16 protein-coding genes and 1 tRNA gene are annotated in these 19,640 nt (G+C 70.1%); 6 read left to right on the top strand and 11 right to left on the bottom strand.

Going from position 1 to position 19,640, the window contains the following annotated elements; translation table 11 throughout:
- Window positions 1–498 precede the first annotated feature (498 nt).
- A complete protein-coding gene (locus FXF50_RS23315) occupies window positions 499–1,386 on the top strand; it encodes a site-specific DNA-methyltransferase (RefSeq protein ID WP_222866087.1) in 888 nt (295 codons plus the stop codon).
- Window positions 1,387–1,462: 76 nt separating this feature from the next.
- Here the strand turns inward: FXF50_RS23315 and FXF50_RS23310 are convergent, their stop codons facing one another.
- The 3 genes from FXF50_RS23310 to FXF50_RS23300 form a co-directional block, all read right to left on the bottom strand.
- On the bottom strand, window positions 1,463–1,996 hold the full coding sequence (locus FXF50_RS23310) for a hypothetical protein (RefSeq protein ID WP_148430999.1): 534 nt from the start codon (window positions 1,994–1,996) through the stop codon (window positions 1,463–1,465).
- Between the two features lie 851 nt (window positions 1,997–2,847).
- Window positions 2,848–3,909: a DUF262 domain-containing protein gene (locus FXF50_RS23305; RefSeq protein ID WP_187399780.1), complete on the bottom strand. Its 1,062-nt coding sequence runs from the start codon at window positions 3,907–3,909 to the stop codon at window positions 2,848–2,850.
- 908 nt (window positions 3,910–4,817) lie between these two features.
- Entirely contained in the window at window positions 4,818–5,666 is an 849-nt protein-coding gene (locus FXF50_RS23300; protein WP_148430997.1) for a hypothetical protein, read from the bottom strand.
- A 211-nt stretch (window positions 5,667–5,877) separates the two neighbouring features.
- Between FXF50_RS23300 and FXF50_RS23295 the strand changes: the two genes are divergently transcribed.
- Entirely contained in the window at window positions 5,878–6,099 is a 222-nt protein-coding gene (locus tag FXF50_RS23295) for a tyrosine-type recombinase/integrase (RefSeq protein ID WP_255510155.1), read from the top strand.
- Between the two features lie 73 nt (window positions 6,100–6,172).
- Here FXF50_RS23295 and FXF50_RS23290 read toward each other — a convergent pair.
- Window positions 6,173–6,249, bottom strand: a tRNA-Thr gene (locus FXF50_RS23290).
- Window positions 6,250–6,614: 365 nt separating this feature from the next.
- Here FXF50_RS23290 and FXF50_RS23285 point away from each other — a divergent pair.
- On the top strand, window positions 6,615–7,706 hold the full coding sequence (locus FXF50_RS23285; protein WP_091317264.1) for an ABC transporter ATP-binding protein: 1,092 nt from the start codon (window positions 6,615–6,617) through the stop codon (window positions 7,704–7,706).
- Window positions 7,707–7,763: 57 nt separating this feature from the next.
- On the opposite strand, the gene rlmB is transcribed toward FXF50_RS23285, so the two are convergent.
- A complete protein-coding gene (rlmB, locus tag FXF50_RS23280; RefSeq protein ID WP_148430996.1) occupies window positions 7,764–8,882 on the bottom strand; it encodes a 23S rRNA (guanosine(2251)-2'-O)-methyltransferase RlmB in 1,119 nt (372 codons plus the stop codon).
- A complete protein-coding gene (cysS, locus tag FXF50_RS23275) occupies window positions 8,882–10,297 on the bottom strand; it encodes a cysteine--tRNA ligase (RefSeq protein WP_148430995.1) in 1,416 nt (471 codons plus the stop codon). The genes rlmB and cysS overlap by 1 nt, the downstream gene beginning before the upstream one ends.
- A 63-nt stretch (window positions 10,298–10,360) precedes the next feature.
- Here cysS and FXF50_RS23270 point away from each other — a divergent pair, with 63 nt between their 5' ends.
- Together FXF50_RS23270 and FXF50_RS23265 are read left to right on the top strand one after the other, a co-directional pair.
- Window positions 10,361–11,008: an IclR family transcriptional regulator gene (locus tag FXF50_RS23270; RefSeq protein ID WP_148430994.1), complete on the top strand. Its 648-nt coding sequence runs from the start codon at window positions 10,361–10,363 to the stop codon at window positions 11,006–11,008.
- Window positions 11,009–11,158: 150 nt separating this feature from the next.
- Window positions 11,159–12,247, top strand: a complete 1,089-nt coding sequence (locus tag FXF50_RS23265; protein WP_148430993.1) for a hypothetical protein — start codon at window positions 11,159–11,161, stop codon at window positions 12,245–12,247.
- A 4-nt stretch (window positions 12,248–12,251) separates the two neighbouring features.
- Here the strand turns inward: FXF50_RS23265 and FXF50_RS23260 are convergent, their stop codons facing one another.
- Complete coding sequence (locus FXF50_RS23260; protein ID WP_148430992.1) at window positions 12,252–12,953, bottom strand: HAD family hydrolase; 702 nt, start codon at window positions 12,951–12,953, stop codon at window positions 12,252–12,254.
- Between the two features lie 13 nt (window positions 12,954–12,966).
- Window positions 12,967–13,923, bottom strand: coding sequence for a DMT family transporter (locus tag FXF50_RS23255; protein WP_148430991.1), 957 nt, complete (start codon window positions 13,921–13,923; stop codon window positions 12,967–12,969).
- An 82-nt stretch (window positions 13,924–14,005) separates the two neighbouring features.
- On the opposite strand from FXF50_RS23255, the gene FXF50_RS23250 reads away from it, so the two are divergent.
- A complete protein-coding gene (locus tag FXF50_RS23250; protein WP_148430990.1) occupies window positions 14,006–14,551 on the top strand; it encodes a CGNR zinc finger domain-containing protein in 546 nt (181 codons plus the stop codon).
- On the opposite strand, the gene FXF50_RS23245 is transcribed toward FXF50_RS23250, so the two are convergent.
- From FXF50_RS23245 to FXF50_RS23235, 3 genes are read right to left on the bottom strand one after another with little or no spacing between them, the layout of a single operon-like run.
- Window positions 14,518–15,111: a GNAT family N-acetyltransferase gene (locus FXF50_RS23245; protein WP_148430989.1), complete on the bottom strand. Its 594-nt coding sequence runs from the start codon at window positions 15,109–15,111 to the stop codon at window positions 14,518–14,520. The genes FXF50_RS23250 and FXF50_RS23245 overlap by 34 nt on opposite strands.
- Before the next feature lie 59 nt (window positions 15,112–15,170).
- Window positions 15,171–16,571 carry a class II fumarate hydratase gene (locus FXF50_RS23240; RefSeq protein ID WP_148430988.1) on the bottom strand — a complete coding sequence of 467 codons (1,401 nt, stop codon included), beginning with the start codon at window positions 16,569–16,571 and terminating at the stop codon, window positions 15,171–15,173.
- Between the two features lie 44 nt (window positions 16,572–16,615).
- The gene (locus tag FXF50_RS23235) at window positions 16,616–19,597 is read right to left on the bottom strand and encodes a BTAD domain-containing putative transcriptional regulator (RefSeq protein ID WP_148430987.1); all 2,982 of its coding nucleotides are present in this window, start codon (window positions 19,595–19,597) and stop codon (window positions 16,616–16,618) included.
- Window positions 19,598–19,640 lie beyond the last annotated feature (43 nt).

The raw sequence follows: 19,640 nt of genomic DNA, 5'->3' as shown, positions 1-19,640 counted from the left end.
TTGCTGTCGACAGCCCTTCCGTCGGCAACCCCGGCTGACCCCCTCCGGCGGGATGCGGTCTCGATCTGTTCGCCGCTCCCAACTGGTAGCGGCGCGCATGGACGACCAGGTGCTACGCATCGTTGGTTCACGTTCGGGGTCGATTTGCCCCAGCGCTCGTGCTGCCTTCTCGCTGCCTCGCTGCCTGGCTCCTCGCGCACAAGCTCTGCGCCTTGGCTGCGCACACGTCCGCGATTGGTTGCATCCTCGGCACTTCATCCGTGCCAGCGCTTGCCAGCTAGCGCCCACTCCGACGTGCCGCGAGTCACTCGAGGGCCTTTGAACGCCCTCGCTCATCACAGCTCTTGGCTACCCTCGCCTTCTTGGACGGGCCTGATCTCTAGGAGGTCGGGCAGCCCGGCATCCCGAGGGCGTCGCACTAGGGGTCGTTGGCGAGCCTCCTGTTGCTTGCCGCCGGCCGTTCGTAGACTCGACCCCCACAAGTCATGAGGAGTGCCTGTGCCACCCAAGCCTGCGAGGAATCCGCGCGAAACGTTGCGAGAGGGTCCAACCGAGCACAAGGTCATCCTCGGTGACAGCCGGTACATGCCCGAGATTCCGGACCAATCGGTGCACCTCGTCGTCACGTCGCCTCCCTACGCGAACCTAAAGCAATACGAGCCCGGCAATCCCGACCAGCTCGGCGACATCGACGACTACGAGAAGTTCTTGGACGAGCTCGACAAGGTCTGGGCCGAATGCGCTCGGGTCCTCGTGCCGGGTGGCCGGATCTGTTGCGTTGTGGGAGATGTCAACGTGGCACGATCCAAAGGCGGTAGGCATTACGTGCTACCCCTTGGCTCAGATATCCGCGTGAGAGCGCGGCGCCTTGGCCTGGACCATCTGCAAGGCATCATCTGGTACAAGGTCGCGAACATCAAGCTAGAGGCGTCGAACTCCAGCCGCTTTCTCGGTAAGCCGAACCTACCCGGCGGCGTGATCAAGAACGATATTGAACACATCATCTTCTTGCGTAAGCCGGGAGGCTACCGGTCTCCTTCTGCTGAGATGGAGCAGCAAAGTTTCATCCCGACCGACGAGTACGTAAAGATGTACCGGACGATCTGGGACGATATTCGGGGGGCTTCCCTCAAGGCGCACCCAGCGCCCTTTCCGCTAGCAATCGCGGAGAGACTCATCCGAATGTTCTCATTCGTCGGCGACACAGTGCTCGACCCGTTCGGAGGCACCGGAACTACCGCGCTTGCCGCCCTCCAGCTGAATAGGTCATCAATTAGCTACGAGGTCGAGCCCAAATACTTCAAAATGGTTGAGGCTCGACTCGGCCAGCCGCGATTGGACGATGACGCGAGGCGCATCTTCATCGAACGGTCGAGCCAGATCTAACCCGACACCACGACACTCGACGCTTGGATCAATTGATTCTGGGACCGGCCCGATGGGCCGGTCCCAGCTATTTTGTTCAGGGATACCCGAACCGCTGCTGGTGGATCTCTACGAGCCGGTCGAAGAACTCATCGGGGTCGGGCGTCGAAGGGTGATACATCACCGGAAACGGCGGACCCGCCTCGAAGTCCAGCAGCGAGCACGAGACCACTTCGAACTTCTCGGGGAAGTCGTCTTCGCCGACGCGTCCCGACGCCAGGTTCACGCTATCGCCTAGGCGCTGAAACCACAGGTCGCTCCGCTCGCGTGCCTTGTACGCGACGACACTTTCGGGGGTGCCCCTTGCAATCGCAAGGTTGCGTGCCTTCGTCTGCTGAACAGATTCGTCGACGCGCGACATCATGAAGAGGTAGCCGATAACCGCACGCGGCCATCGCCGATGTAGATTGCCGGCCTCACCGAGCAGGTCATCGATGCGGTTAGGAACGGTTCCCGCATGATTGGAGATGATGGACTTACACGAGATCCCCAGGGTGACCTCGCCAGTGTCAGAAACTACTCCAACATCCCAAAACTTGCCCCGATAGGCTCCTGGCAGAGGCACCTCCATCTGCGCTCCATAAAGGCCCCTACGCGCCAGTTCTTCACAGCAGTAAGCTTGGATTGCCGCCTGCCGGTTTGGCGCTCTCGGCGGCATTGATCGGAACTGAAGCATCGCTTCCTGCAAGCGCTCCTGAGTCATGACAACCCCCGATCAGGCACTTGGGCTACCGCCTGCCTAAATAGAAGGCAGAACCCTGACATTGTGGCTCGACCCAATCCAGGAAGTCGCACCAGCGACTTTCCCAAAGGTCGATTAGATTCAACATTTCGCCATGACTGTAGCCACGTCCGACCTCCTCGGGCGTTAGCCGGCCATGCGCAATTCCGTTCCTCTGCTCAACGACTGCATCTATGCGGTCCCAAAGCTCTCTCAAGACAGGAGCAGGATTTCCAAGGTCAAAGACGTCGCAAAAGAGCCGGACTTGGGACCTCTTCATGAAGCTTCCATCGTCCGGGAAGAGGTCCTTATTCAGTTCCCGCGCAGGGCGGGACAGGGCGGCGACCACCTGAGGGCCTGACGCCTTCCAAAGTTTCTTCCTACCGCTATCAGCCAAGCTGACGAGCTCGCCGTGCACGAGAAATAACTGGATACCAGGCTTTAGCCTCCTCGCATGCGCACGAGACTTCGCGGCGGCTTCCAGTAGGCTTCGGCATAGCGTGTAGAGGAGGTTCTCGTAAGACGCGAATAGCAGAACAACCGCTAGGCCACGCGCCTCACGAGAAATATCACTCCGGGAAGTGCCGCCAGCGCTGTCGCCATCATCAAGAGACGGAAGTGCGGGCCTCGTGGCTTCAACTAGTCTGCGCGCAACACCGACGCGCTCAATTAACTGCTGACGATGCGGGGCGCAGTCGACTTTAGTATTCAAGGAACTTGTCCCGGCAGTACTCGATCCGCCCCCTAACCCTGTTCCTTGTATTCGTTGCGCCTGATGTATACATCCGCAATTCAGGCCCGTTGATCCAGTCAACGTCTTCCGGTATGGCAAGTCTCGACTTCTGCTGAAGCGCAAGGGCAGCCCCCACGGCCACCCCCTCGAAGAGGTTTACAGGCGTTAACCCCTTGCGGCTCTTAATGCCGCCCGGGAAGCACTCTTCAAGGAACTTGAAGGTCCTATCAAAAATCTTGGTGCGCCGAAGCAAACTGGGCTTTTCCGTGGCCGCGATGGTGAACTCGTCTAAGAATTCTTTAACGGCGTGCTCGAAGTTTTGATAGTTCTCAAGGTATGCGAAAAAGCGGAGGACGAACTCTTCTCGCGTGCCGTCGTTCTGGTTGCTGTCGGAAAGTCGGACTACAGCCTTAAAGTAGTCGCGCGACGCGAGCTCTTCTAGCAGGTCAATAAACGGACCGCGGGAGACACATTCTCGCACTTCCTGGGCCGTCAGCTTAATCCCACCTGTGTTGATCCGCTCGAAGAGATCGAAGCGTACCCGAACGTTGCTCTTATCATTAAGCACCACGATCTTCAAGGGTCGATCCTCGAAGAGGGACTGCAAATCACCTGGAAGCGTCTCAAAATAAGCCCCTTCAAATGACTTGAGCTTTTCAAGCCCAGTCAGTCGAAGGCCGCCACCTGACAGCCCGATTTTCGTTTTGGCTCTATCACTGCCGGCAAAGTTCACGAGCGTGGTGACTCGCTGGAGACCGTCTACGACTTCCCAACTGTTTGCCTGACCCGCTTCTGCGTTCGTCGCCATGAATAGCGGGGGGACTGGGATGCCGAGGAATATTGACTCCACGAGCGCGGACTGGCGAGCCTCATCCCAGCGAAACTTGCGCTGATACGCGGGAGCGACGTCGATCCGTCCTCGTTCCACGCGTCGAAGTAGCTCATCCACAGTGATGTCATAGGTGTCGAAATCGACCTGGTGGCGGCTATCGTTCAGCTCTTTGCGCTGCTGCGCGGCTGTGGCGCTCAACCCTGTCCCCATCCTGAGTTCCGCTGAGGTGTCACCCTAGACGACCAAGGCCCACTGCGGTGCTACCCAACGGCGTGCGCTGTCGGTTACCTGACTGTCAATCACCTGTTGACGCCGAACTCAGTCGATCGATGAGACGGTTGTGGGGTGCCCGTGCACTTCACACCGGCAGGGCCCCTGGCCCGCAAACCCCTGATCTAGGGGTCGCAGAGGGCTCCGCGGTTGCACGCTTTCGACGCCGCAGGCTGCCTCCTCGCCTACCGCCAACGCGGCCGGTCTGCCATCCCGTCTGCCGTCGACCCGCCCTGTGGGGAGCAGGCCGCCGCCGGGCCCGCCACGTCAAGACGACCTTGACGCACGTTCGGACGCTGGCGGGTCGGGCGGTGGTCTGCTCGGCTCGCCCGGGTTGATGGCAGGCGGGATGGCCTACCGCAACCACCCAATGACCGCGACCCGCCGGCGGAGCCCCGGCCATCCTGGAGCCGGAGCGCCCCCGCCGGAGGCGCAGTCACCGCAACCCCGCGACCGCCGCCAGCTCGCCGACGCGGCCGGCGTCCGCTCCCCCACGCCGCGCGGGCTCGAGGCCGCGCGGCCCGGCCGGCTGCCGGCCCACCAACACATCGGTCAACGGCCTGTCGTTCTGCGGCGGCCCTCCGGGCTTCCCGCTCTCCGCGCCAGCCGCCGGGCATCAGGCGTGACGGCCGCAGAGCGACAGCGGCAGCGGCCGGCGCGCGCCCAGGCGGCGGCGCGTGCGGCCCGCTCAGGGCCGCCTTGAAGACGTACAGAAACTTTGAACGGACTTCGCCGGCAGCCGCTGTCCGGCAGCCGCTGCCCGGTCTCGGGACCTGCGAAGTGGAAGAGGCGGTGCGGTGCCCGATGGTAGAGCGGAACGTCCGACCTACGTCGTTTCAGCGTTTTCTCCGACGGCGCACAAACACCGCCACAACGGCGACGGCCACGGAGGCGAGCATCCACGGCGGAGGCACGGATGCAGCCAACCGGGTCTGCTGAGCGGCACTGGGCCTAGTTGTACGCCCGCCATCCACCTGATCGACCTGCATTCGAATCTCTGACTCCTTGCCCTGGGGGGACTGCTGCTCGGTGCCGACGGATATCGCGCGGCGCGTCTCGTCGATCAATTGCAGCACCTTCCTGCGTGCCGCCTCGGCAGCCTCCACGTCGCCACGTTGGAGAGCCTGCTCGACTTCTGCGGCGGCGTCTTTCGCCGCCCTCACGTTGGCCCACTTCTGGCGGCGTGACATCCGTCCGTCTGCCGCCAGGTCCTTACGAGCCGTAACGGCTGCGTCGGCAAGACTCGCCAGCCAACTCACCGCAATGAAGGCGTACGTGACGATGCGCCACCACAACGGCGCCTGCAGACTACTGACGAACGCGCCTACGCCGCCGATCGTCATTGGGAGCATTCTGTTCACGAACCGGCGGGCTACGTCGGAGTGCCTACTTACGTGAAGCTCAGCGAGCCGTGGGAGAAGTGCCGTCGCCGCGAGCGCGATAAGCCCCGCAGCGACGAGAGGAATCGTCTGTTCTGTCGGTCCTGTCAAAAGCGCCTGGAATCCGGCAACCTCACCAAAGATCGCAAAGCCCAGTCCAACCGCGATGGCGGTGGACGCGTGAATGCGGTGTACCGGGTGGTCGGCGTCACGACGAATGAACTGGTCGGCCATGACGACGACCACGAGGACGGGGATGACCTGGACGGCCACCTGTACGAACTGGATCTTCCCGTATTCCGGCATGGCAGAGAGTTTCTCGTCTTGAGGCGAGCCAGCGGTAGCGCCACGCCAGTGCACGCCTCCACGACGCGCAGGTGCCGTAACCCCCTAGGGTCAAGGCCGACCGTCACGGATGTCGTGGGACGGATTCGTCAAAGCATCTGGTGGGACTAGAAGCCGGGCGGTCGAACGTGTGTTCGACTAGGCTGCGTTGGGTGGAGGTACGGGGACGCTGGTGGAACGGGTCGTTCGGGAGACCGCCGGTCTGCCCGGTGTCCGCCTTCATGACCTGCGGCACACGGTCGTGTCGCTGTTGATGGAGTTGGGCGTCCCGCCGCACGTCGTCCAGGCCATCGCCCGGCACGCGGACGTGAAGCTCACCCTCAAGGTCTACGCTCACGCCAACCTTGATGCGATGCGTCAGGCGCTCGGCAAGCTCGACGGACGGCTGTCATGAACCGCGTTGCTGTCAGCGTTGCTGTCATCGGGCCGTCTCGCGGCGGCTGCCGCCGCGAGACACCTGAGGGGAATGGAGCCCCCGGCCGGGATCGAACCGGCGACATCTCGCTTACAAGGCGAGTGCTCTGGCCAGCTGAGCTACAGGGGCGTGTGGTCCGGGCTCAGCATAGCGACCGATGGCCGAAAATCCCGTTCGGCAGGGCTCCCGAGCACGGAAAACGTCAATTTCCTGACCTCCGCGCCAACGGATCGATGCCCGGACGCAGCCACGACCGTGGAGATTGATACCTCGCCGTGCCCGACTGACCGTTATGCCGTATGCGGTCCGCCCCACCGGCTCCCTCCCGTCTTGGCAGGCTCGCCAAACCCGTTTACGGTGCAGTGACACGGACGACACTCCGGTTGGCCTCGGCTGCCCGGTCGACCGCCCGTTGGCCGGCACCTCGGGTGCCGGTCGCTCCTTCCACTCGGATCGTCCGGCACGTTCCTGCCGGTGAAAGGAAGCGCTTCACCATGGCTACGGTCACCTACGCGAAGGCGTCCCGGATCTACCCGGGCACCGAACGCCCCGCGGTCAACCAGCTCGACCTCCAGATCGGCGACGGGGAGTTCCTCGTCCTGGTCGGCCCGTCGGGTTGCGGCAAGTCCACCAGCCTCCGGATGCTCGCCGGCCTGGAGGACGTCGACGACGGCGCGATCTACATCGACGACCGGGACGTCACCCACCTCCCGCCGAAGGCCCGCGACATCGCGATGGTCTTCCAGAACTACGCCCTCTACCCGCACATGACGGTGTACGAGAACATGGCGTTCGCCCTGAAGCTGCGCAAGACCTCGAAGTCGGAGATCGACCGGCGGGTCAAGGAGGCGGCGGGGCTGCTCCAGCTGGAGGAGTTCCTCAGCCGCAAGCCGAAGGCGCTCTCCGGTGGCCAGCGCCAGCGTGTCGCCATGGGCCGCGCGATCGTCCGCGAGCCGCAGGTCTTCCTCATGGACGAGCCACTGTCGAACCTCGACGCCAAGCTCCGGGTGCAGACCCGCACGCAGATCGCGTCGCTCCAGGCCAAGCTGGGCGTCACCACGGTCTACGTCACCCACGACCAGGTCGAGGCCATGACCATGGGTCACCGGGTCGCGGTCATGCTCGACGGCGTCCTCCAGCAGGTGGACACCCCGCGGGCGCTCTACGACACCCCGGCCAACGTCTTCGTCGCGGGCTTCATGGGCTCCCCGGCCATGAACATCAAGACCGTGCCGCTGACCGAGAACGGCGCCGCGTTCGCCGAGCTGAACGTGCCGCTGACCCGCGAGCAGGTCGAGGCGGCCCGCGCCGAGGGCGGCGACGGCAAGGTGACCGTCGGCTTCCGTCCGGAGGACTGCGACCTGGTCAGCCCGACCGAGGGCGGCATGCCGGTCGTGGTCGAGCTGGTCGAGGACCTGGGCTCCGACGCCAACGTCTACGGCCACGCCGCGCTCGAGGGCCACAACGAGCGGTTCGTGGTCCGCACCGACCGGCGCTCCATGCCGAACATGGGCGACACCGTGTTCGTCAAGCCGCGCACCGGCCGCAGCCACGTCTTCCACGCCGCCACCGGCAACCGGATCTGACGTACGCGAAGAAGGGGGCGGCCCGCCACGGCGGACCGCCCCTTTTCCGTGTCGTCGTTACGCCTCGGCGGAGCGGCGGCGGGCGACCTCGGCGAGGGTGACCGCCGCGGCGACGCTGGCGTTGAGCGACTCGACGTCGGAGACCATCGGGATGCTCACGGTCAGGTCGCAGGTCTCCCCGACCAGGCGGGACAGCCCGCGCCCCTCCGAGCCGACCACCACGACCAGCGGGCCGACCGCGGCCTCCAGGTCGTAGAGGTCGGTCTGCCCGTCGGCGTCCAGGCCGACCACGATGAAGCCGGCGTCCTTGCACGCCTTGAGCGACCGGGTCAGGTTGGTGACCTGGGCGACCGGCACCCGCGCGGCCGCGCCGGCGCTGGTCCGCCAGGCGGTCGCGGTGATCCCGGCGGCCCGCCGCTCGGGTACGAAGACGCCCTGCGCGCCGAACGCGGCGGCCGACCGGATGACCGCGCCGAGGTTGCGCGGGTCGGTGACCCCGTCGAGCGCGACCAGCAGCGGGGCGGCCTGCTCCAGCGACGCCGCCATGAGGTCCTCGAACGGCTCGTACGCGAACGGCGGCACCTGGAGGCCGACGCCCTGGTGCAGCACGCCGCCGGTCATCCGGTCCAGCTCGGCCCGGCTGATCTCCAGGATCGCGATGCCCCGGTCGGCGGCGGTGCGCACGATCTCGTTGACCCGGTCGTCGATGTCGATGCCCTGAGCCGTGTAGAGGGCGGTCGCCGGCACCTGGGCGCGCAGCGACTCCAGCACCGGGTTCCGGCCGACCAGCAGCTCCGGGCTGTCCTTGGCGGGGTTCGCCTTGCGGCCGGGTGCGACCCGCGGCCCGGACCGGCCGGCGGGCTTGCCGCCGCGGCCCTTCGCGGCGGGGACGCCCCGGCCCCCACCCTTGCCCCAGGTGGTGTCCTTGCTGCCCGGCTGGCCGATCTTGGGGGCACGCCCCTCCTCGGCCGCCGCGCGGCGCTCCTTGTCCTGCTTCCAGGCGGTGCGCTGGGGCAGCTTCTCGGTGCCCGAGTACGCCTTGTGCCAGGGCCGCTCGTCGGCGGGGAGGGTGCGGCCCCGACCGGCGAGGGAGTCCTTGTTCTTGCCGCCGGAGCCCTTCGGGGCACCCGCCTTCGGGGTCAGTCGCCGGCCACGGCGCTGCGAGTTGCCGGCCATCAGTCCTGCTCTCCAATAGTCCAACGCGGGCCCTGGGGGGTGTCCTCGACGACCACGCCGGCCTGCTTGAGCTGGTCGCGTACGGCGTCGGCGGCGGTCCAGTCCTTGCGGCTGCGGGCCTGGGCGCGCTGCTCCAGGGCGAGCGCGATCAGGGAGTCCACCACGCCGCGCAGGTCGTCCGCACGGCCACCGCCGGTCCAGGCCGGGTCCAGGGGGTCGACACCGAGGATATCCAGCATCGCCCGGGTGGCGGCCAGGGTCGTGCGGACGGTCACATCGTCGCCGGCGGTCAGGGCGGTGTTGCCGTCCCGGACCACCTCGTGCAGCACGGCCAGGGCGGCCGAGGTGTTGAGGTCGTCGTCCATCGCCGCGACGAAGCCGGCCGGCAGCTCGCCGGGCTGCCCGGCGCCGATTCTCTCGGCGGCCCGCTGCACGAAGCCCTCGATCCGCCGGTAGGCGACCGCGGCCTCCCGCAGCGCGTCCTCCGAGTAGTCGATGCGGGACCGGTAGTGGGCGGCGGCGTAGTAGTAGCGCAGTTCCACCGGGCGCACCCCGAGGGAGGCCACGTAGTCGAGGTCGAGGGTGTTGCCCAGCGACTTGCCCATCTTGGTGCCGCCGATGCCGAGCAGGCCGTGGTGCACCCAGTAGCGGGCGAACGGCAGGTCGGCGGCCTGCGACTGGGCGATCTCGTTCTCGTGGTGCGGGAAGGTCAGGTCGAGCCCGCCGCCGTGGATGTCGAACTCCGCGCCCAGGTAGCGCCAGCACATGGCCGAGCACTCGATGTGCCAGCCGGGCCGGCCCCGGCCCCACGGCGACGGCCAGTAGGCGTCGGCCGGCTCGCCCGGCTTGGCCCCCTTCCACAGCGCGAAGTCGCGCGGGTCGCGCTTGCCCCGGTCCGGGGCGTCCCCGGCGGACTGCATGTCCTCCGGGGACTGGCCGGACAGCGACCCGTACGCCGGCCAGGAGGCCACGTCGAAGTAGACGTCGCCGGAGCCGTCGGTGGCCGGGTAGGCGTGCCCGGTCTCGATGAGCCGGGCGATCAGCTCGTGCATCTCCGGGATGTGCCCGGTGGCCCGCGGCTCGTAGGTCGGCGGCAGCACGTTCAGCGCCCGGTAGGAGGCGGCCAGGATCTGCTCGTTGGCGTACGCGATCGACCAGAACGGCCGCTCCTGCTCCATCGCCTTGACCAGGATCTTGTCGTCGATGTCGGTCAGGTTGCGGATGAAGGTGACCTCGAAACCGGAGGCGGTGAGCCAGCGGCGCAGCACGTCGTAGTTGACACCGGAACGAAGGTGGCCGATGTGCGGCGGGGCCTGGAGGGTGAGACCACACAGGTAGACCCCCACCTTGCCGGCTTCCCGCGGGACGAAGTCCCGCACCGAACGGGTGGCGGTGTCATACAGGCGTAGCGTCACCGTACAAGGGTAGCCGTCCGCGCATTTCGAGGTACCCCGGAGCCGGGTCGTACGCTGCGTGCTGTGGACACGGCGGCACGTGCGGGAGAGACGGCGCAGACCCTGGACCGGGGGCTGCGCCTGCTGCACCTGGTCGCCGACGCGCCGGGCGGAATGACCGTCACCGAGGCGGCGAACCGGCTGGGCATCGGCCGGGCGGCCGTCTACCGGCTGGTCGGCGCGCTGACCGACCACGGCATGCTGCGGCGTGACGGCGACGGGCGCCTCCGGCTCGGCGTCGGGGTGCTGCACCTGGCCCGGCGGGCCCAGCCGCTGCTCGCCGAGGGGGCGCTGCCCGCCCTGCGCCTGCTCGCCGAGCAGGCCGGGGCGACCGCCCACCTGACCGTGGTCGAGGGCGGCGAGGGGGTCGCCCTCGCGGTGGTCGAGCCGAGCTGGACCTCGTTCCACGTGGCGTACCGGACCGGCTCGCGGCATCCGCTGGAGCGGGGCGCGGCCGGGCGGGCCATCCTGGCCGGCCGGGCGGGCGCCGCCGGCCCGGTGAGCACCAGCGGGGAGTTGCAGTCCGGGGCGTACGGGGTGGCCGCGCCGGTGCTCGGGGTGCCGGGGCTGGAGGCGAGCGTCGGGGTGGTCTCCCTGACCCCGCTCGACGTCACCGAGGTCGGCGCCCAGGTGTCCGCCGCCGCCGAGTCGATCGCCGCGGCCCTGTCCTGACCAGTCCTGACTTCCGCCGCAGGCGGGGCGGGAGCCGCTAGCACACCGTCCGGGCGCCGTGGCGGTTGTCCACAGGGCCCCTCGTCGGGGCCGGCCGCAGCTGTCCACAGGGGTGTCGGGCGGCGGTCCGTCGCGGTCAGGCTGGTCGACATGCCACCTCATCCCCATCGACCGCCCGAGCTGGCCTGGCAGGTCTTCCGTGGCTCGGACGTGGTCCGGCGCGGGCTGCTGACCCGGCACCAGCTCCGGGGCGCCTCCTGGGTCCGGCTCCGGCAGGACGTCTACGCGGACGCCCGCCTCGACCGCGACCACACGCTCGCCTGCCGCGCCGCGCTGCTCCGCCTCCCGCCGGGCACGCTGCTCGCCGGCCCCTCGGCGGCCCACCTGCACGGGGTCGTGGACGCCGCCGGCTTCCGGGACGACGTGCACGTCCTGCTCCCGGCGTCGGCCCGGGCCGACGCCCAGCCCGGCGTGCGGGTGCACCAGGCCCCGTCGTCGCCCGAACGGATCGGCCTCCTGGCCCCCGCCACCGCCGCGGCCGGCCCGGCGAACACCACCCGGAACGGCCCCGCCGACGGCCCGGCGAACACCACCACCCCTGGTGGAAACCACCCCACCATCGGCCTCCCGAGCAGCACGGCGGTCGTCGCCACCGCCATCGCGGAGCCCGGCCCGGTGGGCGGCGAGCCGGGCCTGCCGGGCGGGCCGGGCCGGCTGCTGCGCTCCGAGCCGGCCGTCTGCGCCTGGGAGTCAGCGGTCTGGTCCGACCCGGTCCGCGCGGTCGGGATCGTCGATGCCCTGCTGCGGATGGGCAGGGTCAGCCGGACCGACCTGGCCGAGGTGGCCGATCGCAACGCGGGACGACCCGGTGGCCGGCGGGCGCGCTGGGTGTTCGGCCTGGCGGATCCCGGGGCGCGGTCCGCGCCCGAGTCGCACCTGCGGGTCCGGCTGCTGCTGGCCGGCCTGCCCCGCCCCGTCGCGCGGCACCCGGTGCGCGGGCCGTCGGGCCTGGTCCTGCACCCCGCCCTGGCATGGCCGGAGTTCCGTGTCGCCGCCGAGCACGACGACCCGTGGCATGCCGACCCGGATCGGCTGGACCGGGACCGTCAACGGTGCCACCAGCTCCAGGCGGCCGGCTGGCTGGTGCCGCGCATGACCGGTGGTCGGCTGGACCGGGACTTCCCCGTGCTGGTCCGCGACATCCGCGGCGCGCTGGTCGCCCGGGGCTGGCGGCCGTGAACGGCTACGGCGTCGCTATCGGGGCCACCGCGTCGAGGGCGCCGAGCGCCGCGGGGAGGTCGGCCAGGGTCGCCACCTCCGCGTCCGGACGCAGTCCGGGCGGGCAGGGCAGGCCCTGCCGGTTCAGCCAGATCCCCCGCAGGCCGGCGCGCTGCGGGCCGGCCACGTCGTGGGTGAGGGAGTCACCGACGTAGGCGATCTGCTCCGCCGGCACGCCCGCCGCCTCGACCACCGCGGCGTAGAACTCGGGGGCGGGCTTCTTGGGCAGGCCGCCGTCGTGCGCGTACCGCTCGAAGGCGAACTCGCCCGCGAGCCCGCAGCGTTCCGCGCGGCTGTTGCCGTTGGTGGCGTAGCCCAGAAGGTAGCGCCCGCGGAGCGCGGCGAGGGCGGGCAGCGCGTCGGCGAACGGGCGGGTGAGCGCGAAGCGGCGGGCGAAGAAGAGCGCCGCCACCGCGTCCAGGTGGTCGTCGAGTGCGGCCCGGGCCAGCGACCGGGCCAGCGCCGCGCGCCGGATCTCCTGCACCGGCGCCGCGCTCCGCTCGCCGAAGACCGCGTGCCAGTCGGCCTCCAGGTCCGCGAGGGACAGCGCGGCCGCCGCCGGCGTCAGCCGCCGCATCTCCTCGAGTACGGCGACCAGCCCGCCGGTCACCGCCGGGCGCAGGTCGAGCAGGGTCTCGTCGGCGTCGAACACCACCACGCGCAGCATGAGAGGCAGCCTCTCACGCCAGTGCCGGCGCGTCGGCCCGCTCGTCCACCGGCTCGGTGCGACCGCCGCGCAGTTCGTCCACCCGGACCAGGGCGACACCGGCCACGATGAGCGCCCCGCCGAGCAGTTGGACGGCGCTCGGCAGCTCGCCCAGCACCAGCCAGGCGATCAGCACCGCGAACATCACCTCGGTCAGCCCGACGAAGGAGGACAGCCGCGCGCCGAGCAGCCGGGCCCCGGCCACCCCGGTCAGGTAGGCGACCACCGCGGCGATCAGCGACAGGCCCGCGATCGGCACCAGCCAGCTCATCTCGTGGCCGGCGAAGCTGACGTCGGCGGTGCCGGCGCGCAGTGGGAGTGCCCCGACCAGCCCGAGCAGGAGCAGCACGAGGGCGCCGACCGCCATGCCGCCGCTGGCCATCACGACGGAGGGCAGCGCGGGGTCGACCCGGCCGGCGATGACGAAGTAGCCGGCGAGCCCGACCCCGGCACCGAGTCCCCAGAGGACGCCGACCAGGTCGAGGCGGCCGGCGCCGGTCAGGTCCAGCACGAACACCAGCCCGCACAGGGCGGTCAGCGAACCGGCCACCGTGAGCAGCCGGGGCCGCTGGCCGTGGACCAGCCACATCCAGCCCACCACGAGCACGATGCCGAGGTATTCGAGCAGGAGCGCGACGCCGACCGGCAGGTAGCGGACCGCGTTGAAGAAGCACGCCTGGGCCAGCGCCACCCCGAGCAACCCGAACACCACGAGCGTGCCGGCGTTGCGGCGCAGCACCGGCCACCGGCCGCGCAGCGCCAGCAGGGCGGGCACGGCCAGCACCAGGGCCGCGATGCCGACCCGGGCGAGCACCACGGCCTCGGCGGACCAGTCGCCGGTGATCAGCGGTCGGGCGAAGGTGCCCGAGGTGGCGAAGGTGAGCGCGGAGAGCAGCGCCAGGCCGAGGCCGACGCCGGGCCGTTCACGCATCGACAGCTCCTTGGGTCGACCGGACATGAGTCAAACGGGGTTATGCTGATGACGCTAGGCCGGCACCCCGACAGGAGTCAAGTTGCTGTTTGCTCATGACACCGAGTGCGGCCTGATCGCGTCCGCGGCGCTGGTCAACACGGCCGGTCCCGATCGGGAGGGGCTCCCGGACGTGGCCGCCCTCGACGAGTTCTTCACCGCGTACGGGTGGACCGGCCGGCACGAGCACACCGAGGCCGAGCTGCGCGAGGTCCGCGCGCTGCGGCCCCGGCTCCGGCGGATCTGGTACGCCGACACCGACGAGGTGGTGGCGGTGGTCAACGGGCTGCTCCGCGAGTCGCACGCCCTCCCGCAACTCGTCCGGCACGACGACGAGCCGTACCACCTGCACGCCGTGCCGCGGGACGCGCCGCTGGCCACCCGGATGGCGGTCGAGGCCGCCATGGCCCTGGCCGACCTGGTCCGGATGGACGAGCTGAGCCGGCTGCGCCGCTGCGACCACCCCGACTGCGAGAACGTGCTTGTCGACCTCTCCAAGAACCGGTCCCGCCGGTTCTGCGACGCCGGCTGCGGCAACCGGGCCGCGGTGAGCGCCTACCGGGCCCGCAAGGCGGCGTCCCACTCCTGACGCACCCCGGGCCAGTCCTCCCGGCGCAGCTCGTACTCCACCTCGCCGTGCTCGGCGCCCGGGATCGGGTCGTCGAAGGTCAGGTGGAAGGTACGCACGTGGCGCAGCCCGGCCCGGGCCATGATGGCACGGGACCGGTCGTTGACCGCCATCGTCTCGGCCCACACCCGCCGGACGCCCACCACGTCGAAGGCGTGCCGCACCAGCGCCCGCGACCCCTCGGTGGCCAGACCCCGCCCCCAGGCGGCACGCCGCAGCCGGTAGCCCAGTTCCCCCTCGCTCCCGTCGTCGGACGGGTCGAGCGCGAACCAACCGAGGAACTCGCCGGCGCCCCGGTCCAGCGCGGCCCACCGGCCGAGGTCGGGGTGACGGTCGTACCGGGCCAGCAGGCGGGGCAACTGCTCGCCCCGGACGGTGTCGGCCGGGGTCGGCCGGCCGTTGGTCAGGAACCGCATGACCTCCGGGTCGCTGTCCAGCTCGACCAGGTCGTCCACATCGTCCATGGTGAACCGCCGCAGCCGCAGCCGCGCCGTCTCCAGCAGCACCCCGTCACCGCCCATGACCGGATGATGCCCGCCGACCCGGCCTTCGGCGAGCGGTTATCAGGGCGGCGCCGTGATCAGGGGTGGGTCATCCGGAGCAGGTCCAGGGCCTCGTCGAGCTGGGTCTCGCTGAGCTTGCCCGAGTCGACGTGGCCGCGGGAGATCACCACCTCGCGGATGGAGACCTGCTTGGCCAGCGCCTCCTTGGCGATCGAGGCGGCCTCGTCGTACCCGAGGTGGCGGTTGAGCGGGGTGACGATCGACGGCGAGCCCTCGGCGTACGCCAGGCAGACCTCGGCGTCCGCGACCAGGCCGGCCACCAGGCGGTCGGCGAAGAGCCGGCTCGCCGCGGAGATCAGCCGGATCGACTCCAGCAGGTTGCGGCCCATCACGGGGAGCATCACGTTCAGCTCGAAGTCGCCCTGCGAGCCGGCGAACGCCACCGCGGCGTCGTTGCCGATCACCTGCGCGCACACCTGCCGCATCGCCTCGGCGACCACCGGGTTCACCTTGCCGGGCATGATCGACGAGCCGGGCTGGAGGTCGGGGATGCGCAGTTCGCGCAGGCCGGCGCGGGGGCCGGAGCCCATCCAGCGGATGTCGTTGGCCATCTTGTAGAGGCCGACGGCGACGGTGCGGAGCTGGCCCGACGTCTCCACCAGCGCGTCCCGGGCGCCCTGCGCCTCGAAGTGGTTGCGCGCCTCGGTCAGCGGCAGCCCGGTCGAGGCGCGCAGCTTCTCGATCACCTTCGCGGCGAAGCCGAGCGGCGTGTTGATGCCGGTGCCCACGGCGGTGCCGCCGAGCGGCAGCTCGGCGAGCCGGGGCAGCGCCCCCTCCAGCCGCTCGACGCCGTACCGGACCTGGGCCGCGTACCCGCCGAACTCCTGGCCCAGGGTGACCGGGGTGGCGTCCATGAGGTGGGTACGCCCGGCCTTCACCACGGTCTCGAACTCGGCCGCCTTCTCCTCCAGGGCGCCGGCCAGGTGCTTCAGCGCGGGCAGCAGGTCCTCCACCACGGCCTGGGTGGCGGCCAGGTGGATCGACGAGGGAAAGACGTCGTTGCTGGACTGGGACGCGTTGACGTCGTCGTTCGGGTGCACGCCCCGGCCCAACTCCCGGCCGGCCAGCGTGGCGATCACCTCGTTGGTGTTCATGTTGGACGAGGTGCCCGAGCCGGTCTGGAAGACGTCGACCGGGAACTGGTCGTCATAGCCGCCGTCGGCCACGTGCGCCGCGGCCGTGGCGATCGCCTCGGCCACGTCCGCGTCGATCACGCCCAGCTCGGCGTTGACCTGCGCAGCCGCGCCCTTGATCTGCGCCAGGGCCTTGATCTGGGCCGGTTCGATGCCCCGCCCGGAGATCGGGAAGTTCTGCACGGCGCGCTGGGTCTGCGCCCGCCACAGTGCCTCGGCGGGGACCTCCACCTCACCCATCGAGTCGCGTTCGATCCGGTAACCGGTCGCCTCTGGAGTCGTCACGCGTTCCATCCTGCCGCGCCCGCCGCGGACTCGCAGATGATCGCTCAGTCCAGGTCCGACAGCAGCCGTTCCACCTCGTGCTGGTCCGGCGACTCGATCTGGCGCAGCAGCGCCAGCGAACGGGTCCAGTGCGAGCGGGCCGCGTCGGGGTCGGTGTCCCGAAGGCAGCGGGCGATGCCGTCGAGCGCCCGCGCCTGTTCGTAGCGAGCGCCCATGCGGGTGGCGTCGGCGAGCACCCGGCGGTGCAGGTCCAGCGCGCTCGCCACGTCCCCCTGGTCGCGAATGGCCAGAGCGAGCAGGTTGCGCGAGGCGCACTGCCCGATCCGGTCACCCACCTCGGTCATCGCTACCAGCGCGTCGCGGTGCAGGGCGGCGGCCCGCTCCGGACGGCCGTCCTCCCGCTCCAGCATGCCGACCTCGTTGAGCACCTCGCCCTCGCCGTAGCGGTTGCCCAACTGGCGCTTGAGGTGGAGCGCGACCCGCAGGAGCCGGCGGGCCGGTGCGGCATCACCCATTCGGTGCCTGATCATTCCGAGGTGCCCCAGGGCGTGGGAGGTCTGCCGGAGGTCGCGGGTCTGGCGGGCCAGCAGCAGGTGCAGCCGGCCGATGTGCAGCGCCTTCTCGTACCGACCCCAGGCGAGCAGCGCCATGCAGAGGTTGTTCTGCAGATTCGTCAGCTCGCCGGCGTCGTTGAGGCCCCGTACCAGCCGGAGCGCCTCGTCGAACCGCGCCATGCCCTGGCGGTAGTCACCGTTGACCGCGTAGGAGACACCGAGGTTCCACAGCGTGCTGAGCACCTCGCTCCGCAGCCCGAGCCGGCGGCGCAGGTCGAGTGCCATCTCCATGAGCCGGATCGCCTCGGGGAAGCGGGCCAGCCGGTAGTAGGCCGAGGACAGGTAGTTGAGCATGGAGGCGACGGCCATGTCGTCACCGACCCGCTGGGCGACCCGGAGGCCGATCGTGTGCGTCTCGATCAGCTCGTCGAGGTGCCCGCCGTCGAAGTTGAGGCGCCAGCAGGCCCGCGCCAGCTGCCAGCACCGCTCCGGAAAGCCTTCCTCCTCGGCCAGCCGGACCAGGACGGTGAGCGCGGCCAGGTTCTCCTCGAACCAGGGCCGCCCCTCGGCGGCCGCCGCCTCCACCAGATCACCCCGTTCCGGCGCGCCCGCCGGCAGCGTCTTCCGGCTGCCCGCCGCCTCGAACGTGCGGGCGATCGCCACGGTGACGTGCAGGTGGTGGTCGAGCAGCCGCGCCAGCGCCTCCCGTCGCTCGGCGGCCCGCTCCGGCGCGCTGAGCAGCGTCCGGCCGTACTCCCGGATCAGGTCGTGCAGCCGGTACCGGCCGGGCTCCACCTCCTCTGCCAGGTGCGCGTCGACCAGTTCGTCCAACAGGTCCTCGGCGAGCGGCAGGCCGACGTCGCCGAGCGCGGCGGCGACCCGGCTGTCGAACCGCGCGCCGGGGTGCAGGCCGAGGAGCCGGAACAGCCGTTGCGCCGCCGGGGAGACCTGGGCGTACGACAGCGCGAACGCCTGCCCCACCGACCGTTGCCCGGCGGCCAGCTCGGCCAGCGGCCCGGACCCGGTGACCAGGCGCCCGGCCAGGTCGGCGACCCGCCAGCGGGGCCGGTGCGCGAGCCGCGCACCGGCCAACCGGATGGCCAGCGGCAGGTACCCGCACCGACGGGCCACTTCGGCGGCGGCCTCCGGCTCGGCGGCCACCCGTTCCTCGCCGGCCACCCGACCCAGCAGTTCGACGGCCTCCTCCCGGTCCAGCACGGGCAGCGACGACGGGCGGCCCTCGTCCAGGCCGACCAACCGGCGACGGCTGGTGATCAGCACCAGGCAGTCGGGGCCGTTCGGCAGCAGCGGCGCCACCTGGTCGGCGGTGGCGGCGTTGTCCAGCACCACGAGGGCCCGCCGGCCGGCCAGTTCGCTGCGCCAGAGGGCGAGCCGGTCGTCGAGTTCCAGCGGCACCCGCTCCGCCGGGACACCGAGCTGACGCAGCAGGGCGGCCACCGCCGCGCCGGGTGGCACCGGCGTCCGCTCGCTGTGCCCGTGCAGGTCGATGAAGAGCTGCGCGTCCGGGTAGTGGTCGCCGAGTGCGGCCGCCACGTGCACGGCGAGGGTGGTCTTGCCGCTGCCGGCCATCCCGTCAATGAGCTGGATCCGGACGCCGTCCTCCTCGATCTCCTTCACCAGCCGGGACACCGTCTGCTGCCGCCCGGTGAAGTCGCTGATCGCCCGGGGCAGCGAGCGGATCGGGACCGTGACCAGGCTCTCCGGGCCGCCGAGGGCCAGGTCACCGGCGAGCACCCGCTGGTGCAGCTCCTGTAGCGCGGCACCGGGCTCGATGCCCAGTTCCTCGGCGTAGATTCGGCGGCCCTCCCGATAGACGCCGAGGGCGTCGGCCTGCCGGCCGACCGCGGAGAGGGCGAGCATCAGCTGGCCGCGCAGCCGCTCCCGCAGCGGATGGCGGTCGACGCTCTCGGTCAGCTCGTCGATCAGGTCGGCCGCCTGCCGCAGCCGCAGTTGGACGTCGACGCACTCCTCCAGCACGGCGAGGCGCTGCTCGTCGAGGGCCTGCGCCCGGCGTCGAACGCTCCGGCTGGCGATGCCGCTCAACGCCGGACCCCGCCAGAGCGCGAGGGCCGCCCGGTAGTGCGCTCGGGCTTCGGTGGGCTGGCCGGCGGCAACCGCCGCGCGGGCGGCCTCGACACCGCGGGCGAAGACCTCGGCGTCCAGGTCGGCCGGATCAACCCGGATGCCGTACCCGATGGGGTCGGTGACGATGGTCTCCGGCGGCAGACGGAGCACAGCAAGGCGCTGTCGCAGCCGCGACACGCAGGTCTGGAGTTGGGCCCGCGCGGTGGCCGGCGGGCTCTCCTCCCAGACCGCGTCGACCAGCTCCTCGATGGGCACCACCCGGCCGGCACGCAGCAGGAGCATGGCGAGCACGGTCCGGTCCCGACCCGCGGTGACGGTGGCTTCTCCGCCACCGACCCGCAAGGGTCCCAGGATCCCGAACCGCATCTGCGCCCCCGTACGCCCGTTATGCAACTTACTGAAGGGTAAC

Source organism: Micromonospora sp. AP08 (assembly GCF_008085935.1).
In the GTDB taxonomy this organism is placed as follows: Bacteria; Actinomycetota; Actinomycetes; order Mycobacteriales; family Micromonosporaceae; genus Micromonospora; species Micromonospora chersina.
Note: the sequence above shows the minus strand (reverse complement) of the source record. Positions and strands in the feature narration are given on the sequence as shown.